Here is an 18,154-nt window from a genome sequence, read left to right as displayed (position 1 = left end):
CTACCTATTCCAGCTAGAAACGTCACTGCTCTAAAAACCTTTTTCAGAAACATCCCTCCCTACATTCTACATCTTTGTGTCTGTCTCAAAAAATCGATTTTTGATATAGGTCAAAGGAAAACATCCCCATTCGCCTGAACTTTGCACTGTAATTAAAAATGAGCAGCAATGCAATTCAACAAAGGCATATTCAATATCGTAATGGGCATCTCAATTGGTCTGTTTTCAGCGATAGGTTTTTCACAGCAAATGGATCCTGTTCTTCAGGACTTGATAAACAAAGGTTTGAACAAAAGCCAAACTGTGAACATTAAATCCATTGAAGCAGAGCAGGCCAGAGTGGATCAACGATTGGCCAAATCGGTTTTTATTCCCAAAATCACCTTAAATGGAAGCTATACCCGTTTAAACGACGACATCACTTTTGATGAGGACACCCAAAACCTATTGGTCGCCACCCAAAAACTCTTAATTAAAGAAGGTGCGGGACTGCCTTTTAATGCACCCTTTCCCGAGGGGATTCCATTAAAGGATACGCCAAATCTCCAGGACAAAAACATTCTAAAAACTTCCGTGGATGTGGATTGGGTTCTATTCAGCGGATTGGAAGCTACCAATGCCATAAAGGCCAGCAAACACAAGGAATCCTCAATTAACTATTTAGGAATGGCGGAAAAAGACAAGCTCGCTTTAAAAATTATTGAAACGTATGACAAACTCGCCTTAGTCTATGCTTCGGAAAAAGTCTTGACCACTTCTGAAAAGCACCTTGACGAACAAGCACATTTCGTAAAAAAAGCCATTGAAAACGGATTGGCAACTCCCATAGGAAGAAAAAAAATAGAATTGGCACAACAGCAATTGGCAGGAAAAAAATTGGAATTTCAACATAACAAAACCCTTTTAATTGAAGTGTTATATCAGCTTACGGGAGAATCCAAAGAAAACTTAAGAATCTTAAGGCCTCAACTAGAATCTTTCACTTTGAATGCTACTTCTAATATTGTAAAACGAAATGAAATAAAAGCTTTGGAAGAAGCAGAACAAGCTACCATATACAAATCTAGAATGGAACAGAGTAATTTTATTCCGAAGATTGCTTTAAAGGGGCATTATGAATTTATCGAAGACTATCTCTCGCTTTTAGATCCAAAATGGTATGTGGGCGTAGGGATACAATGGAATGTGTTCGACGGAAACCAATCGCGTTTAAAAGCTAGAAAATCAAAATTGGAAAGCCAGATTTATAGAGAGCGAATTGAGGAAGCGGAGGAAATGATCGATTTAAGCATTGTAAAAGCGGAACAGACTTATCAATCCACCTTGCAAAATTCAAGAATAGTGGAAAAGGAAATCGAGTTGGCCGAGGACACGTATGAAATGATTAACAAGCAGTATAAAAACGATTTAGCGTCGATAAATGATGTATTGGATGCATTGACTGATCTTGAGAAAGCTAACTTTAAATTACAAGAATCCTATTTCGATCAACAACGTGCAGGAACGGAATTGCTTCACGCAAAGGGAATATTACAATATTAAATAGAAAAATAATCTCTAATTAAATTCAAGATAAAGATTGTCACGTCGAGCGCAGTCGAGACGTTTTCGATGACCTTTCGACCTTAGGTTATCCTGAGCGGAGTCGAAGGACTCAGGGTGACAATAATTAAAATCACAAAGATGAAAATGACCAAAACCATAGTATTAAGCCTTCTTTCCTTGGCTGTTTTAAATTCCTGTAGTAATGAAAAGGTTACTTCGGAAAGAGGAAAAGTGAAATTTGAAACCATTTCCATCAGCAGCAAGCTGGGCGGAAGGATTTCAGAGATATATGTAACCGAAGGACAGGAAGTAAAAAAAGGAGATACACTCGCCTATATCGACATCCCCGAGGTGGCGGCGAAGATGATGCAAGCTGAAGGGGCAATCACCTCCGCACAAGGACAGCTCAATATGGCGTATAACGGCGCTACTACAGAACAATTAAGCCAGATAGAACAACAACTGAATTCAGGAAAAGCCCAATTGCAATTTGCACAGGAATCCTATAACCGATTGAACAATATGGTTAAGGATTCCTTGATCAGCCAACAGCAATTTGATGAGGTGAAAATGAAACTTTCTATGGCACAGGCACAGGTTGAGGCTCTGGAAGCCAAACGCACAGAAGTGCGAAAAGGAGCCCGTGCCGAGCAAATAGAACAGGCCAAGGGGCAATTGGACCGGGCCTTGGGGGCAAAACAGGAAGTAACTTCCGCTGCAAATGAAAAATACCTTATCGCTCCGGCAGATATGTCTATAGAGACCATCAGCTTAAAGGAAGGGGAATTGCTAACTCCAGGATACAGCCTGTTTAATGGGTATAGAAAAAACAGTGTGTATTTCCGATTCACCATTCCAGAATCTAAAATCTATGACTTTAAAATAGATCAAAATTTAGTATTGGAAAATCCGTATACCAAAGAAGTGATTCAAGCGAAAATAATCGCGATAAACCAATTGGCAGAATATGCGGATATCACCAGTACGGCACCGCTATACGGATTGGATGAATCCATTTATGAATTGAAAGTGGTTCCTACTGAAAATGTCGAGGATATGACGTTTTATTTGAATGCAACGGTTTTGATTAGAGGTGAGTGGTGAGTGGTGAGTGGTGAGTGGTGAGAGTAGAGAGTAGAGAAAAAAATCAAGAAGTTTTCATTTTATAGTATTGAAATAATGAAAAAGTTTAAAAAATTAGTCGGAATAGAGTTCAAGCGTATATTTTCAAACAATGTGTTGCTTGCCATTTTTTTTGGTGCGCCGATACTTTACGGATTTCTGTTTGGATATGTGTACCAGCAAGCAAAAGTGGTCAATTTGCCGATAGTGATCATCGATCAGGACCGCAGTCCAACAACCGACAAAATTATCGATGCTTTTAATGATAATGAAGGATTATTGGTGAGCGATGTGCGCTATTCCGCTGGTGATATCGTCGCAGAAATGCCCGTAAAACAATACGCAGCGGTAATCACTATACCAAATGGTTTTGAAGCCGACGTTCTTCAAAAAAGACATCCAGAAATACATGTTGATTTGAATATGGCAAATATCCTAAACGCTAATACCGCTAGTAAAAATATACAATCTGTTTTAATGACCCTTAATGCAGGGATGGAAATAGAAGGGCTTAAAAAACAAGGAATGCACCCCGCACAAGCATATAGTTCCTACGAAAGTTTTAAAATCAACTTCAACAAACTCTATAACTCCACAGGAAATTATGTAACGTTTATGTTACCTGGATTATTGGCAGGAATTATGCAGCAGGTGATATTCTTGGCTATGGCTTTGGTTTTTGCAAGGGATTTTGAAGATGGATATTTTGGAAGTTTGATAGAAGAGAGCAAATCTTCTCTATATCATATCACTTTGAAAGCCACTCCATTTTTACTGATGTTGCCGTTAATGTGGTTGGCAATAAGTTTCTTTTTCCCGTATTTTCAGATTGATGCAAGCATCTTTAATTTCCCAATGTTGGTTTTAGCCACTCTTTTGACTTTGGCATCAATGGCTATCGGAATGTTGTTTTCAATCGCAATCCCAAGTCAATTAAAGGCTACGGAATTATTGATGGTTATTTCTACACCAGCATTTATTCTCAGCGGATTTACTTGGCCAACCATGGCGATCCCAGTTTGGATTACAAATATTGCGCAGTATATCCCCCTCACACAATTTTTAAGCGGCTTCCGGAAAATTGCGTTTTATGGTGGGGATTTGTCAGCAATAAAAGGAGAAATAGGAATGCTGTTATTAATTACAACAGTTTCTTTTTTGGTTATGGTGCTATTGCTTCAGATGAAAATTTGGTTGTTTGGAAAGAAAAACAAAACGACTATTATTTATTCGGACTTGTAATGGCCACGCTTGTGCGCATAAACAATCCTTTTTAAGATATTTTTATGATACTGATACTTTTTGATATATTGCCTACCTATTTGAGTATAAACACTAGTTAACATCACATCAGCAGCAGAAATACGCTTGGAAAGAATCATTTATTAAGAACAGCTATTTTTTCGAATCCCACGTTTTCTTGTTCTATAAAGCAAATATATATTCATCGGCTTATGATTCTAACGGCTTTAATTTTAATAGTTGCGGGAGTTTTAATAAAATATGGCAAAATGTACTTCCTCATTGCTGGCTACAATACAATGCCAAAGGAAAAGAAAGCCGAATATGATATTAAAAGAATTGCCTCTGTGATGGCAAATATCTTTTTTGCTATGGCACTCGTGATTATCTCCGGCGTGGTTATAAATCTTTGGATTGATAATATCTATGTGGAAATAACTGCGCTTTTTATCGCTGTATTTATAGGTGTACCCCTGCTCTTAATATTGGCAAATTCTGATAAATATAAAATTGATAGCGGTAAAAAAGATTGAAATCTAAATCCTTAAAAATATGGTTTGACTAACCCTTGACCACGGCCAAAGGCGTTAGTTCCACCTGTATCTCCACCAAATCTTTCTGAAGAGCCATTACCTCATTTATGTTTTTATAGGAACTGGGTGCTTCATCCAAATCTTTTTTATGCCGAAGTGCATGCAGCACTCCTTTCTCCTTTAATTGGGCTACTTCCTTTTTCAAATCAAGGCTCCGTCTGGCTTCGGAGCGGCTCATTAATCTGCCCGCTCCATGCGAACAGGAATTGAAGGACAGGGGATTTCCTTTTCCTTTTACCAAAAATGAGCTGGTCCCTTGCGATCCAGGAATCATCCCCCACTCCCCTTTTTCGGCACGGGTGGCACCTTTTCTATGGACCATTACTTTTCCGCCGAAATGGGTTTCCCATGCCGCAAAATTATGAGGTTTATTTATAAAATTCGAAAACTCAACCTCAGGCACAAACTCCTTAAAAGCGTCCTTTATTCTTTCCATCATCAGTTTTCTGTTTTGAAGGGCAAACTCGATGCAGTAATTCATTTCCTTATAATAATTGTCGTAATCCTCAGTTCCGCGTACAAAATAGGAAAGGTCCTTTGGAACGTCATCGCCGCGTTTTTTTGTTTCCACTACAGCCTTTTTATGGTAATGGTTTGCCACGGTATAACCAATATTCCGAGAACCCGAATGCACCATAATCCAAATATAGCCATCGGATCCTTTTTGGATCTCCATAAAATGGTTCCCTCCACCTAGCGTTCCTACTTGGTTTCTTCCACGCTCATATTCTTTGCTTACAATTGGCAAATCCTCTTTTAAATCCGGCATCCATCTTTCATCCTGTTTCTCATCGTGGTGCTTAAATCCCACGGGAACCGTTTCTCGAATCTGACCCATGATATTTTTAAGTTCATCCATTTCAATCGTTTCAAGATTTGTGCGTAAGGAACACATGCCACAACCGATATCAACCCCTACGGCATTGGGAATAATGGCATCCTTGGTTGCGAGAATCCCACCAATGGGCATGCCATATCCCTGATGAGAATCCGGCATAATGGCAATATGTCTAAATGCAATATCCAAATTGGCCAAATCCTTGGCCTGTTGCAAAGCACCATCCTCAATATCGTCCAACCACAATTTGATGGGAATTTTCTCTGTTTCGATTTTTTGTATCATAATTAGAATATACAAAGGTTTCCAATCATTTCCAACAGGTAGAGAGTAGAGAGTAGAAAATTCGGAATTCAGAATTCAGAATTCAGAATTCAGAATTCTGAATTGGGAATTGAATGCTTAACTTACGCATTCAATAAATTTCCCCAAAAATATTACGCATGAAATTATCCATAGTAGATCTATCAACCGTTTTACCAGACGAAAGCCGTCACGACGCGCTAATGCACAGTATTGAAGTAGCCCAACATATTGAAAAACTCGGTTTTCACAGAATTTGGGTAGCTGAACACCACGGCAGTGGTTCCATCGCCGGCCGTGCTCCCGAAATATTGATCGGAGCAATAGCAGCAAATACAAAATCAATTCGTGTGGGTTCTGGGTCGGTGTTGTTGAACCACTACAGTCCGTTTAAGGTGGCAGAGGTGTTTTGCACACTCAATGAACTTTATCCAGGTAGAATAGACCTAGGTGCAGGAAGAGCAACTACAGGGCCTGTAACCGATTTTGCCCTGCAACAAGCACGTGACAGACAATTCCGAAGTAATTCTGACGAACAGATTGTGGAATTGGTTTCTTGGCTAGATAATAGTTTTCCTGCTGATCATCCCTTTTCCAAATCTCCCATTCACACCATTGACAGCTTGCCTGAACTATATATTTTGGGATCCAGCACTTGGAGCGCATCTGCCGCGGCGGGATTGGGAATTCGTTATGTGTTCGCGGGTTTTATCAACCAAAAAGGCACCAAACAAATTCTGGATTCATATAGAAATAATTTTAAACCTTCCAACGGCAAATCGGGAATTAAATCCCCAGAAGCCATTTTGGCCGTCCACGTAGTTTGCGCAGATACCGAAGCAGAAGCTCAACGACAGATTGCACCCGTCAACATTATGTACCGCAATCTTTCCAAAGGAATTATAGATGCCAAACTTCCCACCCCCGATGAAGCGGTAAAGGAATTGGGTCATCTTCCAAAATTGGAAAAATATGTCCCCGGCTCCGGTATACCCCCGAAATTTATTGCCGGCACACCAAGCCAACTACATGAACAGCTAGTACATATAGCGAAAGACCTAAACGTCGACGAAATCATTATTCAGGATATGATGACCGACCATAAAGCGCGATTGCACTCTTATGATTTGCTGGCTGAGGTTTTTGATTTGAAAACCAAATAGTCTTACTGAAAAATATGGGCTTTATCCCTTTATCTTTTTGTCTCTTGATCCTTTTTTCCCCTGATCCTTTTGTCGGATCCTTGAATTTCTTGAAAATTTTAATCAGTCATTAATGATTTCAAGCCCGAATTATTAAATTTGGTTGGTTAACTAAATCATTTAGTAAATGAAGAGACAAGTTTATGACGTGCTTTTTATTATAGGGATGGCAGTTATTATGATAATTATGGTGAAAGTTTTATCCCCCAATGTATATATAGCCTTTTCCTTCCTTCCTGTGCTAACAGCCTATTGGGTGGGGCAACTGGTCCAACGAAAATTTGGGAAGACAGAAGAGAATGAGTAGAATTCTACTATTCATCCAGAATTTATTTGCTGGGGAGGATACGGGAAAAACCAGTTTGAAGATAGACCTTCCCATATATTTTTATGAAGTTGAAAATACGACCACAAAAATATTCATTTAATACACTATTTTCTAAAAAAGCTTTGCGTTAGGGATAGTAGTGGAAAGCCCACAGCCCTGCCAATGGCAATTGGTAGGGCGAGGACTTGGAACGGATAGCCCGACCCATTTTTGCGAGGCACGAAGCAAAAACGGGTAACGCCCAAATAGAAACCTAAGTTATTTTTAATAGAGCAGTATTTTTTCTTCTCTCTCCTCAACTCCTCAACCTCTCAACTCATCGACTAATCCGCTTACCGCACCACCAACAACGGCATCTTCCTATTTCTTGCCAACAGATCGTTTGTAGTACTGCCCACAAACAAGGTAGTAATATTATTTCCTCCTCTAGCGGAAACTACCACTATATCCGAATTACTCCTCTCTGCTTGGAGTTCGATGGCCTCTACAATTGAATGATCCTCTCTGTCTATGGATTTAAAGGTTATTTCTTCGGATAGTTTGTGTTTTTTTCGGAATTGCTGGACCTTTTCCTTGAGATGCAGCTTGGTCTTGTCGAGGGCTTTTTCCGTATTGATATAAGGAAAGAAAAATTGTGGAATATCATAGACGTGCAATGCCTCCACCTTTCCATTAAACCGTTGCACCAAGCTAGCCGCCACAGGAAAACACCGGGCAGAAGCCGCACTAAAATCGGTGGGCACCAACACATTATCCATTTTATGGGTGGACTCTTCTGGAACCAACAAAACGTGCGAATCCAACATTCTTACCAATTTCTGGCTAAGAGCCCCCGTTCCTTGCAATTCGTCCTTATTGCCCGTTACCATTACGTCAATTTTATAATCTTCCGCAAGCTGGCTCAAAATACTCTCAGTATAATCATCAGTTGTAATAAGCAAAGTATGTGGTACTGTTGATTGGTAGTGCTTTTCTATGGTTTTTTGTAAACCGCGATCCACTATATCCTCAACGGTAATCCCTTTTTCCACAAAATCGTCGTGTAGATCGTAGAGTTTATACTGCTTGATATTATGGGTAAAATATATGTGCTCAATATTCCAAACCTTACTTAGAAAGTTTATATACTTCACCAAAATCGCATCCATCTCGGTTAGGTCCAAGGCAACCATCAATTTCAACTGGTTCTCTAGATTAATTTTCTTCGTCATTTCTTTAATTTATTGATTTGAAAGAATAAGATTCATTTATAAATCTGTTGTTTTTGGTTCATTCTTCGACCGTTTTTCGGGATCGATCTCCTCCAGATTTTTCTCTTTTCGCTCCTCGTTTACCAAGTTCAAAATATTTTTGCGATAGGATTCGCGTTCCAGTAGTTTGTTCTTTCGCTGGGATTTTTCATAATCCTCATTCATTCCCCGATACAGTGAAAAACACATCATTATCAAGAGAATGGCGAAGGGCAAACCAGAAATAGTTACAACAGTTTGCAAGGCATTGAGACCTCCTCCATACATTAATACCGCCGCAATAACTCCGGTGGCAACTGCCCAAATAACTCTTTGAAAGGGAGGAGTCTTTATTTTTCCACCAGAAGTAATACTATCTACGACCAAGGCTCCAGAATCTGCAGAAGTAATAATAAAGCTACAGATAAGGATTACCCCCAAAGATTTTAAAACGATAGCCAATGGAAACTTATCAAAAAACACATACAATGCTGTAGAAATATTATCATTTACGGCCGCGATCATTGCGGTATCACCCATTAAAATATCTCGCATGGTCGTTCCTCCAAAGGCGCTAAACCATAGAAAAGTAACCAGAGCGGGAAGAACAAGGACGCAAAGAATAAATTCCTTAACCGTCCTTCCCTTGGAAATACGGGCGATAAAAGTACCCACAAATGGAGACCAGGAAATCCACCAGCCCCAATACATTATAGTTCGCATTTTTTGCCAGTCGGTTCCGCGCAGCGATTCTGTCCACGTTGACATTTCCACAAAATGGGTTAGATAACTACCTAGGTTTTGTATATAATTCCTAAAAATAAAGGTAGTAGGACCTAATATCAAAACTAACAGAAAAATAGCCATAGCCACGCGAACGTTCAGCTTACTGAGCATTTGCACTCCTTTATTCACGCCGCTAAAAGCGGATAGGGTCGCTGCTGCGGTTACTCCTAAAATTATAAGGATTTGATAAAAAAGGGAACTGGGAATACCAAAAACATGTGTAAATCCGGAGTTGATCTGCCCTACTCCAAATCCGATGGTTGTTGCCAGACCAAAAAGGGTTGTAATCACAGCCATTATATCGATAACGTCTCCCATCCAACCGTAGATTCTATTCCCTAATAAAGGATAAAATGCGGACCGCAAAGTGAGGGGCATTTTCCTGTTATAGGTGAAATATGCCAAGGAAAGACCTACTACCGAATAAATTGCCCAGCCGTGAATTCCGTGGTGAAGAAAAGAGAAATTAATTGCTTCTTGAGCGATAACCGCCGGTTCGGCCCCTGCAAGTCGCGGAGGATTTAAAAAATCCCGCACAGGATCTGCAATACTAAAAAGAACCAGTCCATTTCCAATTCCCGCACTAAACAGCATAGCGAACCACCCATACAAACTGAATTCGGGTTTGGCATTTTTTCCTCCTAAACGGATCTTTCCAAATTTACCGAAGGCCATATACAGGCAGAAAACTATAAAAAGATTTACGGCCAACGTATAAATCCAACCTCCATGCTCGGAAACATACGTTTGGGCTACCCCAAAATAATAATCTGCCTGTTTCTCAAAAAGCAGGGTAAATCCTACACTCAGAATAATAACAACAATCGCAGAAAAGAAGACTGTTTTATTTACCACCAACCCAAGGAATTTTGAAGTGGGATCTTTTCTAGTAACTTTTATGGACATCTAAATTTGATTTTTTAAATAAGGAAATATTCAATCCCATTTTTCTAAGAAAATGGAATTATGCAAATTATAAAAGAGCTTATTGCTCTATGGGACACAATTTCAGCTGAAGAAGCTGGGAATAAGAGGAGGTGGAGAAAATGAAAATTTAGAAATTTTGCGGTATAATTTGACTGTAATTTCATTTTTAATGGGAATTTTCATAAAATTCTTTATTTTTTCATCTCGCATATAATACCATTAATTATAAGTTTCAACAAATCTTTTTAGTTTAGTTTCTTTATAATACTATAAATAAAACTTTTGGCCTCCACTTTATCATCAACTTTTATCAATTACAAAAAAAATGGAGCGTCCGAAAAATTAAAAAACCTCGCCACAATTTCCAGATGTATTTAAATCAAAAAAAGCCTATCTTTCGTACAAGTTGAAACCAATTTAAATTATAAAGTAATGAAAAATCTGACCTTATTTCTTATACTAGCTCTTTTTACCTGCGCGGTCCAGAGTCAAACCTTGACCGAAAATGAAATAACCGGAACTTGGCAAGTCGTAGATGTGGTAGAAGTGGGCACCAAGCCCAAACAAGCTAAAGAAATGGTCGCATCATATATCGATATCCTCCCAGACCACAGTTTTCAGATAAGGATGAGAAATATTGCATCAAAAAAGTTTGAAAACAAGTTCGACGGCTATAAATGGAATTATAATACATCTTCCCAAACCATTGAACTCAGTAAAGGCGATATGTCCATAAAGCCATCAAAAAGCAATGGAAAAATGTATTTCGAGATTCCCGAAACTGGAATGAAGCTAGAGGTTGTAATGCCTATATAAAATTTACTCCCAGGGAATCATTTATTAAAATTGTTTTAGGAACCGATACCGAAGGAAATACATTTGGAATTCATTCCGTGTCTTAAAAGAAAAGAGAATTTCTCCCGCCAGTTATCAATATTGTTTTTTTTGAATTTCGATTTGTCTAAATATACCATTAGGGATCGATTTCGTTTTCAATTTCCATTTCGGTTTCCCTCCCATTCCTTCGTACCTTTGAAAAAATCAAGATCCCATGAAGTATCTTCCTATTCTCCTTATATTTCTTATTTCCTGTAAACAAGAGACCAAAACTCTTTCCGCACAACAAATTATTGATAAAGCCATCGAAAATGCTGGGGGGAGCAAATTTGAAAATGCAGATATCCAATTTACTTTTCGCAATGTAACATATACCAACCAGCGAAAAAATGGATTATTTGAATTTACCCGAAGTTTTACAGATTCCTTAGGCGAGGTCAAGGATGTTCTTAATAATTCAGGCTTTGAGCGTTTTATTAATTCCGAAAAAATCGTTCTAGCCGATTCTACCGCCGAAAAATATTCCAACTCGCTCAATTCCGTGCATTACTTTGTGCAATTGCCATACGGTCTCAATGATGCCGCAGTTCAAAAGGAATTGGTAGGCGAAACAAAAATAAAAGGAAAGGAATATTATATGACAAAAGTGACTTTTTCCCAAGATGGAGGCGGCACAGACCACGACGATGTTTATATGTACTGGATTAATAAGGAGGATTTTCACATAGATTATTTTGCATATAAATTTTATACAGGAGAAGGTGGAATTCGTTTTCGGGAAGCTTATAATCCAAGACAGATTGAAGGGTTACGCTTTGTAGATTACAAAAATTATAAAATTGAACCGTGGGAATCTGTCGATCTAAAAGATTTAGGTGAAAGGTTCGAATCTGGAAAACTGGAATTGCTTTCGGATATTAAAACAGAAAATATTTTAGTTGATGGATCAATCAATAATTAAATTCCCCTCCGCGACCTCTGCGCCTTTGCGATAAAATTTACACCACAGAGGCGCCAAGAACGAAAAGTTTAAAGCGTATCCTTATGAAAAAATCACTTCTATTTTTCTTCCTATTTATAGCACTAAACGCCATTTCCCAAAACGAAGCCGAAGACAAAGAAGCCATTCTCGCAGTTCTAATATCGCAGGAAAAAGCCTGGAACCAATTTGATCTTGAAGGATATATGCAAGGCTATTGGAAGACTGATTCATTAAAATTCTACGGTAGCAAAGGCCTTACCAATGGCTGGCAACAAACCTTGGACAACTACAAAAAAGGATATCCTTCCAAAGAATATACTGGAACCTTAAAATTCACGGTTGACAATATTTCACAAATTGAAGAGAACTCGTACTCCGTAATGGGCCAATATCATTTAACTCGCAAGGCGGGAAATGCAAACGGTGTTTTCATGATAATCTTCAAAAAAATTGACGGCGAATGGCGAATTGTTGCCGATTTGAGCTGTTGACTCCTTTTTTTTGAAAGCTTAACTTTGTATTTATGAAAATCCTGATCATAGAAGACGATTCAAGAGTAGCAGAACTCATCCAACGCGGGTTGGAGGAGCAAGGTTTTGAAACTACTTTGGCCTACGACGGACTTTCGGGAAAAAAGCTTGCCGGTCAAAACAACTATGATTTGGTAATTACGGATATCATTCTCCCAAAAATGGATGGCATTGATCTGTGCAAGGAATTAAAACAAAATCAGCCCGACCTTCCCATCATTATGCTCACAGCATTAGGAACAACAGATGATAAAGTAGAAGGATTTGATGCCGGCGCAGACGATTATCTTGTAAAACCCTTTGAAATGCGTGAGCTCTTGGCGCGGATTCGGGCATTGCTGAAACGGTTTAACAACACGGTTGCTACCGGAAATATCCTAGCGTATGCCGATATCGAAATGAATCTCCACACCAAAATTGTAAAACGTGGCGGCAGAGAAATCCATTTAACCCCAAAGGAATTCAATTTTCTAAAATATCTACTTCAAAATCCCGAACGTGTATTGTCCAGAGTGGAAATTGCCGAAAAAGTATGGGATACACATTTTGATACCGGCACCAATTTTATTGATGTTTATGTGAATTACCTGCGGAAGAAAATAGAGACCGGATTTGACCAAAAACTCATCCACACCAAATCGGGAATGGGGTTTATCCTGAAAGCTGAATAATGAAGATACGTACACGGCTCACCCTTCTTTTTACGCTTATTACGGCAACCATTCTGCTGGCCTTTGCTTTTGTGATTTATTTTTCTGCTGTGGAAAATAGGGAAAAGGAATTTTATATCGCCCTAAAAAAGGAAGCCGTTACCAAAGCAAATCTTTTTTTTGATGCCAAGGTTGACGCCAAAACCCTTCAGGATATTTACCGCAGCAACCGGAAAATCTTAAATGAAGTGGAAGTCGCCATTTACGATAAAAACTTTAATCTATTCTATCACGATGCCGTGGATATTGATCGCGTAAAGGAAACTCCTGAAATGATCGAAGAGATTTTCAAAAATGGAAAAATGCAGTTCTATCAGGACGATTGGCAGGTAATCGGGATGCTCTTCGATTATGAGGGAAATGAATACGCCATCACTGCTACGGCATTGGACGAATATGGCTACAACAAATTGGAAAGTCTATACCGAACCATTTTTCTGGTTTTCATAATTTCCATTATAATCATTTATATCGCTGGGCGATTTTTCTCCAAAAAAGCATTTCAACCCATAACCGCAATGACAGAGAAGGCGCGAAGTATTTCCGCCACCAATCTCGACCTTCGCCTTTCCTCCAACGACAGCAAGGACGAACTTTCGGAACTCGCCAATACTTTTAATGAAATGTTGGACAGACTGGAAACTTCCTTTGAATCGCAAAAGCATTTTGTTTCCAATATTTCACACGAAATGCGCACTCCTTTGGCAGCAATAATAACAGAATTGGAATTGTCAATAAACAAAGAAAGAAATTTAGAAGAATACAAAACCGCCATTCAAAACGCCCTAAGCGATTCCCGAAAACTCGCCCGCTTGTCCAACAGTTTATTGGATATGGCGAAAGCGAGCTACGACCCTTCCGAAATTTCCTTTAAACCCATTCGTATCGACGAACTTCTGCTGGATGCCAGGCAACAAGTGATACAGGCGAATCCCACTTATCAAATTGACATTAATTTTGAAAATAATTTTGATAATGAAGAAGAAATAACAATTAATGGAAATGAATATCTCTTAAAAACTGCCTTTGTAAACCTCTTCGAAAACGGCTGTAAGTTTTCTGAAAATAAACAATCCACTGTTTCTATTTCCTTTGAAAAAGATTCTATAAAATTAAAATTCTCCGATAAGGGAATTGGCATTCCCCAAGAAGATTTAGAAAACATATTCACTCCATTCTATCGAGGCAACAACAAGGATTTCTCTGAAGGAAATGGCATCGGACTTCCACTATCGAAAAAGATAATTGAACTACATCAGGGGAGTATTTCGGTTTCGTCTGTGGTTTCTAAGGGTACGGATTTTATTGTTTTTCTAAAAACAGTGTAAAATGGAACTCCTGAATGCCAGATTGAGCCTGCTTGTTCTAACTTGGCTGAAGGATAGAAACCCATATACATCCGATAGTTCTCGACTGCGCTCGAACAGACAAAAGATTTAAGATTATAAGGAGGTCAGGTTGAGCCGGCTTGGTCAGACCTTGTGGAAGGGTCGCAATCAATCCACAATAATAGTTCTCGACTGCGCTCGAACAGACAAGAAAGCATGAAGTTGTCAGGTTGAGCTGGCTTGGTCAGACCTTTTGGAAGGGTCGAAACCGATCCACAATAATAGTTCTCGACTGCGCTCGAACAGACAAGAAAGCATGAAGTTGTCAGGTTGAGCTGGCTTGGTCAGACCTTGTGGAAGGGTCGAAACCGATCCACAATAATAGTTCTCGACTGCGCTCGAACAGACAAGAAAGCATGAGGTTGTCAGGTTGAGCCGGCTTGGTCAGACCTTGTGGAAGGGTCGAAACCGATCAACAATAATAGTTCTCGACTGCGCTCGAACAGACAAGAAAGCATGAAGTTGTCAGGTTGAGCTGGCTTGGTCAGACCTTGTGGAAGGGTCGAAACCGATCCACAATAATAGTTCTCGACTGCGCTCGAACAGACAAGAAAGCATGAGGTTGTCAGGTTGAGCCGGCTTGGTCAGACCTTGTGGAAGGGTCGAAACCGATCAACAATAATAGTTCTCGACTGCGCTCGAACAGACAAGAAAGCATGAGGTTGTCAGGTTGAGCCGGCTTGGTCAGACCTTTTGGAAGGGTCGAAACCGATCCACAATTAGTTCTCGACTGCGCTCGAACAGACAAGAAAGCATGAGGTTGTCAGGTTGAGCCGGCTTGGTCAGACCTTGTGGAAGGGTCGAAACCGATCCACAATAATAGTTCTCGACTGCGCTCGAACAGACAAAAATGTTTAATGTTTTTAAACATGTCAGGTTGAGCGCAGTCGAAACCTAAATTGACATTAACCCATAATTTTCATCTCTTGTTTATTCTCAGGTATCCAAACGACCGAACAAGCAGAAACCGAAATTCTAATAATTTTCTAATAATTTTCTATTCCCTCTCTAATCCCATTATCTCCCAAAGCCACAGACCTTTGCAACCCGAATAAAAGTTGGGCTGACAATGCGTTTTCAAAAATCCATATTAATTGTAATTCTCGTTTTTTCTTTTTGCTTTCAGCTGAAGGCACAGGAAAACATTTCGCTTAAGCAAGCGCTTCAAACGGCAAAAACCAATAATCCGGTTTTAAAAGCGGAACGGTTTAACGTGAAGATGGCGGAATCGTATATTGTTACGGCAAAACTTCGGCCTAATTTGATTTTGAGCCACGAAACGCTTCAGGTGGCAGAATCTTCCGATTTCGCTCCACAAACCTCATGGCACAGCAACCAGAACCGGGAAATGCTTTGGGAACTTTCAAAGCCTTTGCAGATCGCCGGACAGCGAAAGAATAAAATTGCAGTTGCAAACCATAATTATTCATTTGAAGAAAAAGTCTACGGCGAAACGGAACGAAATCTATTTTTCGAGGTTGCCAATAAATGGTTGGAAGTTTGGGAAGCGCAAAAGCAGTTGCAAATAATTGAAAGCGCCAAAAGCAACATTGACAGCTTGCTCTTCACCAATCAAGTGCGCTATAGAAACCAGGTTATCACCCAAACCGATTTGTTCCGGACCGAACTTTTGGCAAAACAGTATAACATCCAACACAAAACTGCAAGACAGGAAGTAGAGAACCATCAAAAGGAATTCGGTTTTCTTTTGGGAATGGAAAGAGGGGTGAAAATTGACATTACCGACGCTTTCCTATGGCAACTTTCAGAAAATTTGGAGTCATTGCTCATGCAGGCGCTAGAAAACAGAAGTGACATGCAGGCTACAAAATCCTTGATGGAAGTTTCGGAAAGCAATGTAAAACTTCAAAAATCCTTGGCCTATCCCGAACCGGAAGTAGGTATTATTTACAACGCTCAACATTCTGTTCCCCATTTGGGAATATCCTTTAGTTTGGATTTGCCATTTTTCAATCGAAATCAGGGAGAGATTCAGAAGTCGCATCAACTTAGGGAACAAGCGGAACAAAATTTAACTGCCTTACAGCAACAAATTCAAACCGAAGTTTCCATTGCCTTCGCAAATTACAAGCTGCAACAACAGAACATCGCGGATTACGAACAACTTCTGGAGCAGTCACAGACCATTCTCAACAATGTAAAACACGCGTATTTAAGAGGCGGGACCACCATTATAGATTTCTTGGAGGCGCAAACAAGTTGGCTGGAGACCCAACAGGAATATTTTGAAACGGTACACTCATTCCGGCAGAGCTATGTGCAGCTATTTTATGCCACCGGCTTAATAAATCAATTAGCATTATGATAAAAAATTTAGTTCCCATATTGATATTTCTGGGTCTGCTCGCCTCTTGCGGAGAGAAAGAAACAAAAACTTCCGAGAGCAAACACGCCTCTCCCATTGTGAGCAATGATGGAAAATCTATTTCATTTCCAGATGAAGAAAGCATTTCATTTTTTGAAACTGAAACCGTTGGAAGCAATAACGTGGAATCCGTTTTGACTGCTCCCGGAAAAATTGTGGCAACCGTCCTTCCCTCTGGGGCTGGAGCTTCACAAAATATTATTCTGTTCGACAATCCGGAACTTTCGAGCAATTATACGCAGCTACTTCAGCATAGAACGAACATCAATCAAATCCAGAACATCAATATCAAGCAGAAACAATTGGAGCTGGAGCGAACTAAGGATCTTCTTGCCCACGGTTTGGCCACGGGTCAGGACTTGCTTACTGCGGAAACAGAATTATCCATTGAACGGAGTAATCTGCTAAACGAAAGATCGGCATTGTTGGAGCACGAAACACAATTGAAATCCTCCGGATTTAATGCGGAAGTTCTACAAAAAGCAAAAACGGGAACAGCCTATCTAATCTGTGATATCCCTGAAAACCAAATAAGAAAAATTGAAGTGGGGCAAACAGCAAATGCAGTTTTTACCTCCTTTCCCAATGATACCATTCCGGGAAAAATTGCCGCCGTTGCCGATATGATGGATGCTTCCACCAGAATGCTAAAGGTTAGGGTTGAATTGAACAATGCCGATAAAAAATTAAAAACTGGAATGTTTGCCACCGTTTCTTTTGGAATGAGTGAATCCGATTTTATCAGCGTCAGCGAAAATGCCGTGGTCACCATTCAAGGCCGTCACTACGTTTTTGTAAAAACCTCGCCCACAGAATTTGAACGACGGGAAATCCAACTCGGCACTCATATGGGAAAAAGAATCATCGTCTTTAGCGGACTCGAAAATGACGAAGAAATAGCTGTGGAAGGGGCCATGCAGTTGAAGGGGCTTTCCTTTGGATACTAAATGAAATCGAAATCGAAATCGAAATCGAAATTGAAATCGAAATTGAAATCGAAAATCTAACATATAAAAAACTGACGTAGGACGGAAGGACATAGGACGTAAGACTATTAAAAGAAATCAGGTGGAAAATCCTCTTTCCCTAGCCCTAAAGCGTTAGGATTTTCTCAAACTATCAATTTTAATGAGAATTTTTCCACCCTTTAGGGCTGGGGTAAAGAAAAATTCGACGTAGGTATTTATTAAATTTTAGTCTTACGTC

General features: G+C 39.6%; 16 protein-coding genes. 13 read left to right on the top strand and 3 right to left on the bottom strand.

All coding sequences use genetic code 11. From position 1 onward, the window contains the following. The first annotated feature begins 168 nt into the window (after positions 1-168). The 4 genes from EI546_RS13375 (at position 169) to EI546_RS13360 (ending at position 4,442) form a co-directional block, all read left to right on the top strand. Positions 169-1,542: a TolC family protein gene (locus EI546_RS13375; RefSeq protein WP_128251012.1), complete on the top strand. Its 1,374-nt coding sequence runs from the start codon at positions 169-171 to the stop codon at positions 1,540-1,542. A 141-nt stretch (positions 1,543-1,683) separates the two neighbouring features. After that, entirely contained in the window at positions 1,684-2,649 is a 966-nt protein-coding gene (locus EI546_RS13370; RefSeq protein ID WP_205649740.1) for an HlyD family secretion protein, read from the top strand. Between the two features lie 75 nt (positions 2,650-2,724). Next, positions 2,725-3,909 carry an ABC transporter permease gene (locus EI546_RS13365; protein ID WP_128251011.1) on the top strand — a complete coding sequence of 395 codons (1,185 nt, stop codon included), beginning with the start codon at positions 2,725-2,727 and terminating at the stop codon, positions 3,907-3,909. Positions 3,910-4,178: 269 nt separating this feature from the next. Next, complete coding sequence (locus EI546_RS13360) at positions 4,179-4,442, top strand: DUF3784 domain-containing protein (protein ID WP_240673114.1); 264 nt, start codon at positions 4,179-4,181, stop codon at positions 4,440-4,442. Positions 4,443-4,470: 28 nt separating this feature from the next. Here EI546_RS13360 and EI546_RS13355 read toward each other — a convergent pair whose 3' ends face one another. Next, positions 4,471-5,625 (bottom strand): RtcB family protein, encoded by a 1,155-nt coding sequence (locus EI546_RS13355; protein WP_128251009.1) that lies wholly within the window; start codon positions 5,623-5,625, stop codon positions 4,471-4,473. A gap of 158 nt (positions 5,626-5,783) precedes the next feature. Here EI546_RS13355 and EI546_RS13350 point away from each other — a divergent pair, with 158 nt between their 5' ends. Then, positions 5,784-6,806: an MsnO8 family LLM class oxidoreductase gene (locus EI546_RS13350; protein ID WP_128251008.1), complete on the top strand. Its 1,023-nt coding sequence runs from the start codon at positions 5,784-5,786 to the stop codon at positions 6,804-6,806. Between the two features lie 166 nt (positions 6,807-6,972). Beyond that, positions 6,973-7,152 (top strand): hypothetical protein, encoded by a 180-nt coding sequence (locus tag EI546_RS13345; RefSeq protein ID WP_128251007.1) that lies wholly within the window; start codon positions 6,973-6,975, stop codon positions 7,150-7,152. A 353-nt stretch (positions 7,153-7,505) separates the two neighbouring features. Here the strand turns inward: EI546_RS13345 and EI546_RS13340 are convergent, their stop codons facing one another. After that, complete coding sequence (locus tag EI546_RS13340; protein WP_128251006.1) at positions 7,506-8,384, bottom strand: universal stress protein; 879 nt, start codon at positions 8,382-8,384, stop codon at positions 7,506-7,508. A gap of 36 nt (positions 8,385-8,420) precedes the next feature. Then, positions 8,421-10,094, bottom strand: coding sequence for a BCCT family transporter (locus EI546_RS13335; protein WP_128251005.1), 1,674 nt, complete (start codon positions 10,092-10,094; stop codon positions 8,421-8,423). A 453-nt stretch (positions 10,095-10,547) separates the two neighbouring features. Here EI546_RS13335 and EI546_RS13330 point away from each other — a divergent pair, with 453 nt between their 5' ends. The 7 genes from EI546_RS13330 (at position 10,548) to EI546_RS13300 (ending at position 17,895) form a co-directional block, all read left to right on the top strand. Next, positions 10,548-10,931, top strand: coding sequence for a DUF2147 domain-containing protein (locus tag EI546_RS13330; RefSeq protein ID WP_128251004.1), 384 nt, complete (start codon positions 10,548-10,550; stop codon positions 10,929-10,931). A 235-nt stretch (positions 10,932-11,166) separates the two neighbouring features. Then, a complete protein-coding gene (locus EI546_RS13325; RefSeq protein ID WP_128251003.1) occupies positions 11,167-11,913 on the top strand; it encodes a DUF6503 family protein in 747 nt (248 codons plus the stop codon). An 83-nt stretch (positions 11,914-11,996) separates the two neighbouring features. Continuing rightward, the gene (locus tag EI546_RS13320; protein ID WP_128251002.1) at positions 11,997-12,425 is read left to right on the top strand and encodes a YybH family protein; all 429 of its coding nucleotides are present in this window, start codon (positions 11,997-11,999) and stop codon (positions 12,423-12,425) included. A gap of 32 nt (positions 12,426-12,457) precedes the next feature. Beyond that, a complete protein-coding gene (locus tag EI546_RS13315) occupies positions 12,458-13,135 on the top strand; it encodes a response regulator transcription factor (protein WP_128251001.1) in 678 nt (225 codons plus the stop codon). Then, entirely contained in the window at positions 13,135-14,502 is a 1,368-nt protein-coding gene (locus tag EI546_RS13310; protein ID WP_128251000.1) for a sensor histidine kinase, read from the top strand. The genes EI546_RS13315 and EI546_RS13310 overlap by 1 nt, the downstream gene beginning before the upstream one ends. A gap of 1,129 nt (positions 14,503-15,631) precedes the next feature. After that, entirely contained in the window at positions 15,632-16,888 is a 1,257-nt protein-coding gene (locus EI546_RS13305; RefSeq protein ID WP_128250999.1) for a TolC family protein, read from the top strand. Beyond that, on the top strand, positions 16,885-17,895 hold the full coding sequence (locus EI546_RS13300) for an efflux RND transporter periplasmic adaptor subunit (RefSeq protein ID WP_128250998.1): 1,011 nt from the start codon (positions 16,885-16,887) through the stop codon (positions 17,893-17,895). The genes EI546_RS13305 and EI546_RS13300 overlap by 4 nt, the downstream gene beginning before the upstream one ends. Positions 17,896-18,154: the final 259 nt, after the last annotated feature.

This window comes from Aequorivita sp. H23M31, assembly GCF_004022485.1.
GTDB lineage: Bacteria > Bacteroidota > Bacteroidia > Flavobacteriales > Flavobacteriaceae > Aequorivita > Aequorivita ciconiae.
The sequence above is the reverse complement of the archived record's forward strand: the minus strand, read 5'-3'. Positions and strand labels throughout refer to the sequence as shown.

Excerpts from the sequence above, each read along its gene's own strand:
- EI546_RS13375 (WP_128251012.1), top strand. The coding sequence starts at position 169 with ATGCAATTCAACAAAGGCATATTCAATATCGTAATGGGCATCTCAATT.
- EI546_RS13370 (WP_205649740.1), top strand. The coding sequence starts at position 1,684 with ATGAAAATGACCAAAACCATAGTATTAAGCCTTCTTTCCTTGGCTGTT.
- EI546_RS13365 (WP_128251011.1), top strand. The coding sequence starts at position 2,725 with ATGAAAAAGTTTAAAAAATTAGTCGGAATAGAGTTCAAGCGTATATTT.
- EI546_RS13360 (WP_240673114.1), top strand. The coding sequence starts at position 4,179 with ATGTACTTCCTCATTGCTGGCTACAATACAATGCCAAAGGAAAAGAAA.
- EI546_RS13355 (WP_128251009.1), bottom strand. The coding sequence starts at position 5,625 with ATGATACAAAAAATCGAAACAGAGAAAATTCCCATCAAATTGTGGTTG.
- EI546_RS13350 (WP_128251008.1), top strand. The coding sequence starts at position 5,784 with ATGAAATTATCCATAGTAGATCTATCAACCGTTTTACCAGACGAAAGC.
- EI546_RS13345 (WP_128251007.1), top strand. The coding sequence starts at position 6,973 with ATGAAGAGACAAGTTTATGACGTGCTTTTTATTATAGGGATGGCAGTT.
- EI546_RS13340 (WP_128251006.1), bottom strand. The coding sequence starts at position 8,384 with ATGACGAAGAAAATTAATCTAGAGAACCAGTTGAAATTGATGGTTGCC.
- EI546_RS13335 (WP_128251005.1), bottom strand. The coding sequence starts at position 10,094 with ATGTCCATAAAAGTTACTAGAAAAGATCCCACTTCAAAATTCCTTGGG.
- EI546_RS13330 (WP_128251004.1), top strand. The coding sequence starts at position 10,548 with ATGAAAAATCTGACCTTATTTCTTATACTAGCTCTTTTTACCTGCGCG.
- EI546_RS13325 (WP_128251003.1), top strand. The coding sequence starts at position 11,167 with ATGAAGTATCTTCCTATTCTCCTTATATTTCTTATTTCCTGTAAACAA.
- EI546_RS13320 (WP_128251002.1), top strand. The coding sequence starts at position 11,997 with ATGAAAAAATCACTTCTATTTTTCTTCCTATTTATAGCACTAAACGCC.
- EI546_RS13315 (WP_128251001.1), top strand. The coding sequence starts at position 12,458 with ATGAAAATCCTGATCATAGAAGACGATTCAAGAGTAGCAGAACTCATC.
- EI546_RS13310 (WP_128251000.1), top strand. The coding sequence starts at position 13,135 with ATGAAGATACGTACACGGCTCACCCTTCTTTTTACGCTTATTACGGCA.
- EI546_RS13305 (WP_128250999.1), top strand. The coding sequence starts at position 15,632 with ATGCGTTTTCAAAAATCCATATTAATTGTAATTCTCGTTTTTTCTTTT.
- EI546_RS13300 (WP_128250998.1), top strand. The coding sequence starts at position 16,885 with ATGATAAAAAATTTAGTTCCCATATTGATATTTCTGGGTCTGCTCGCC.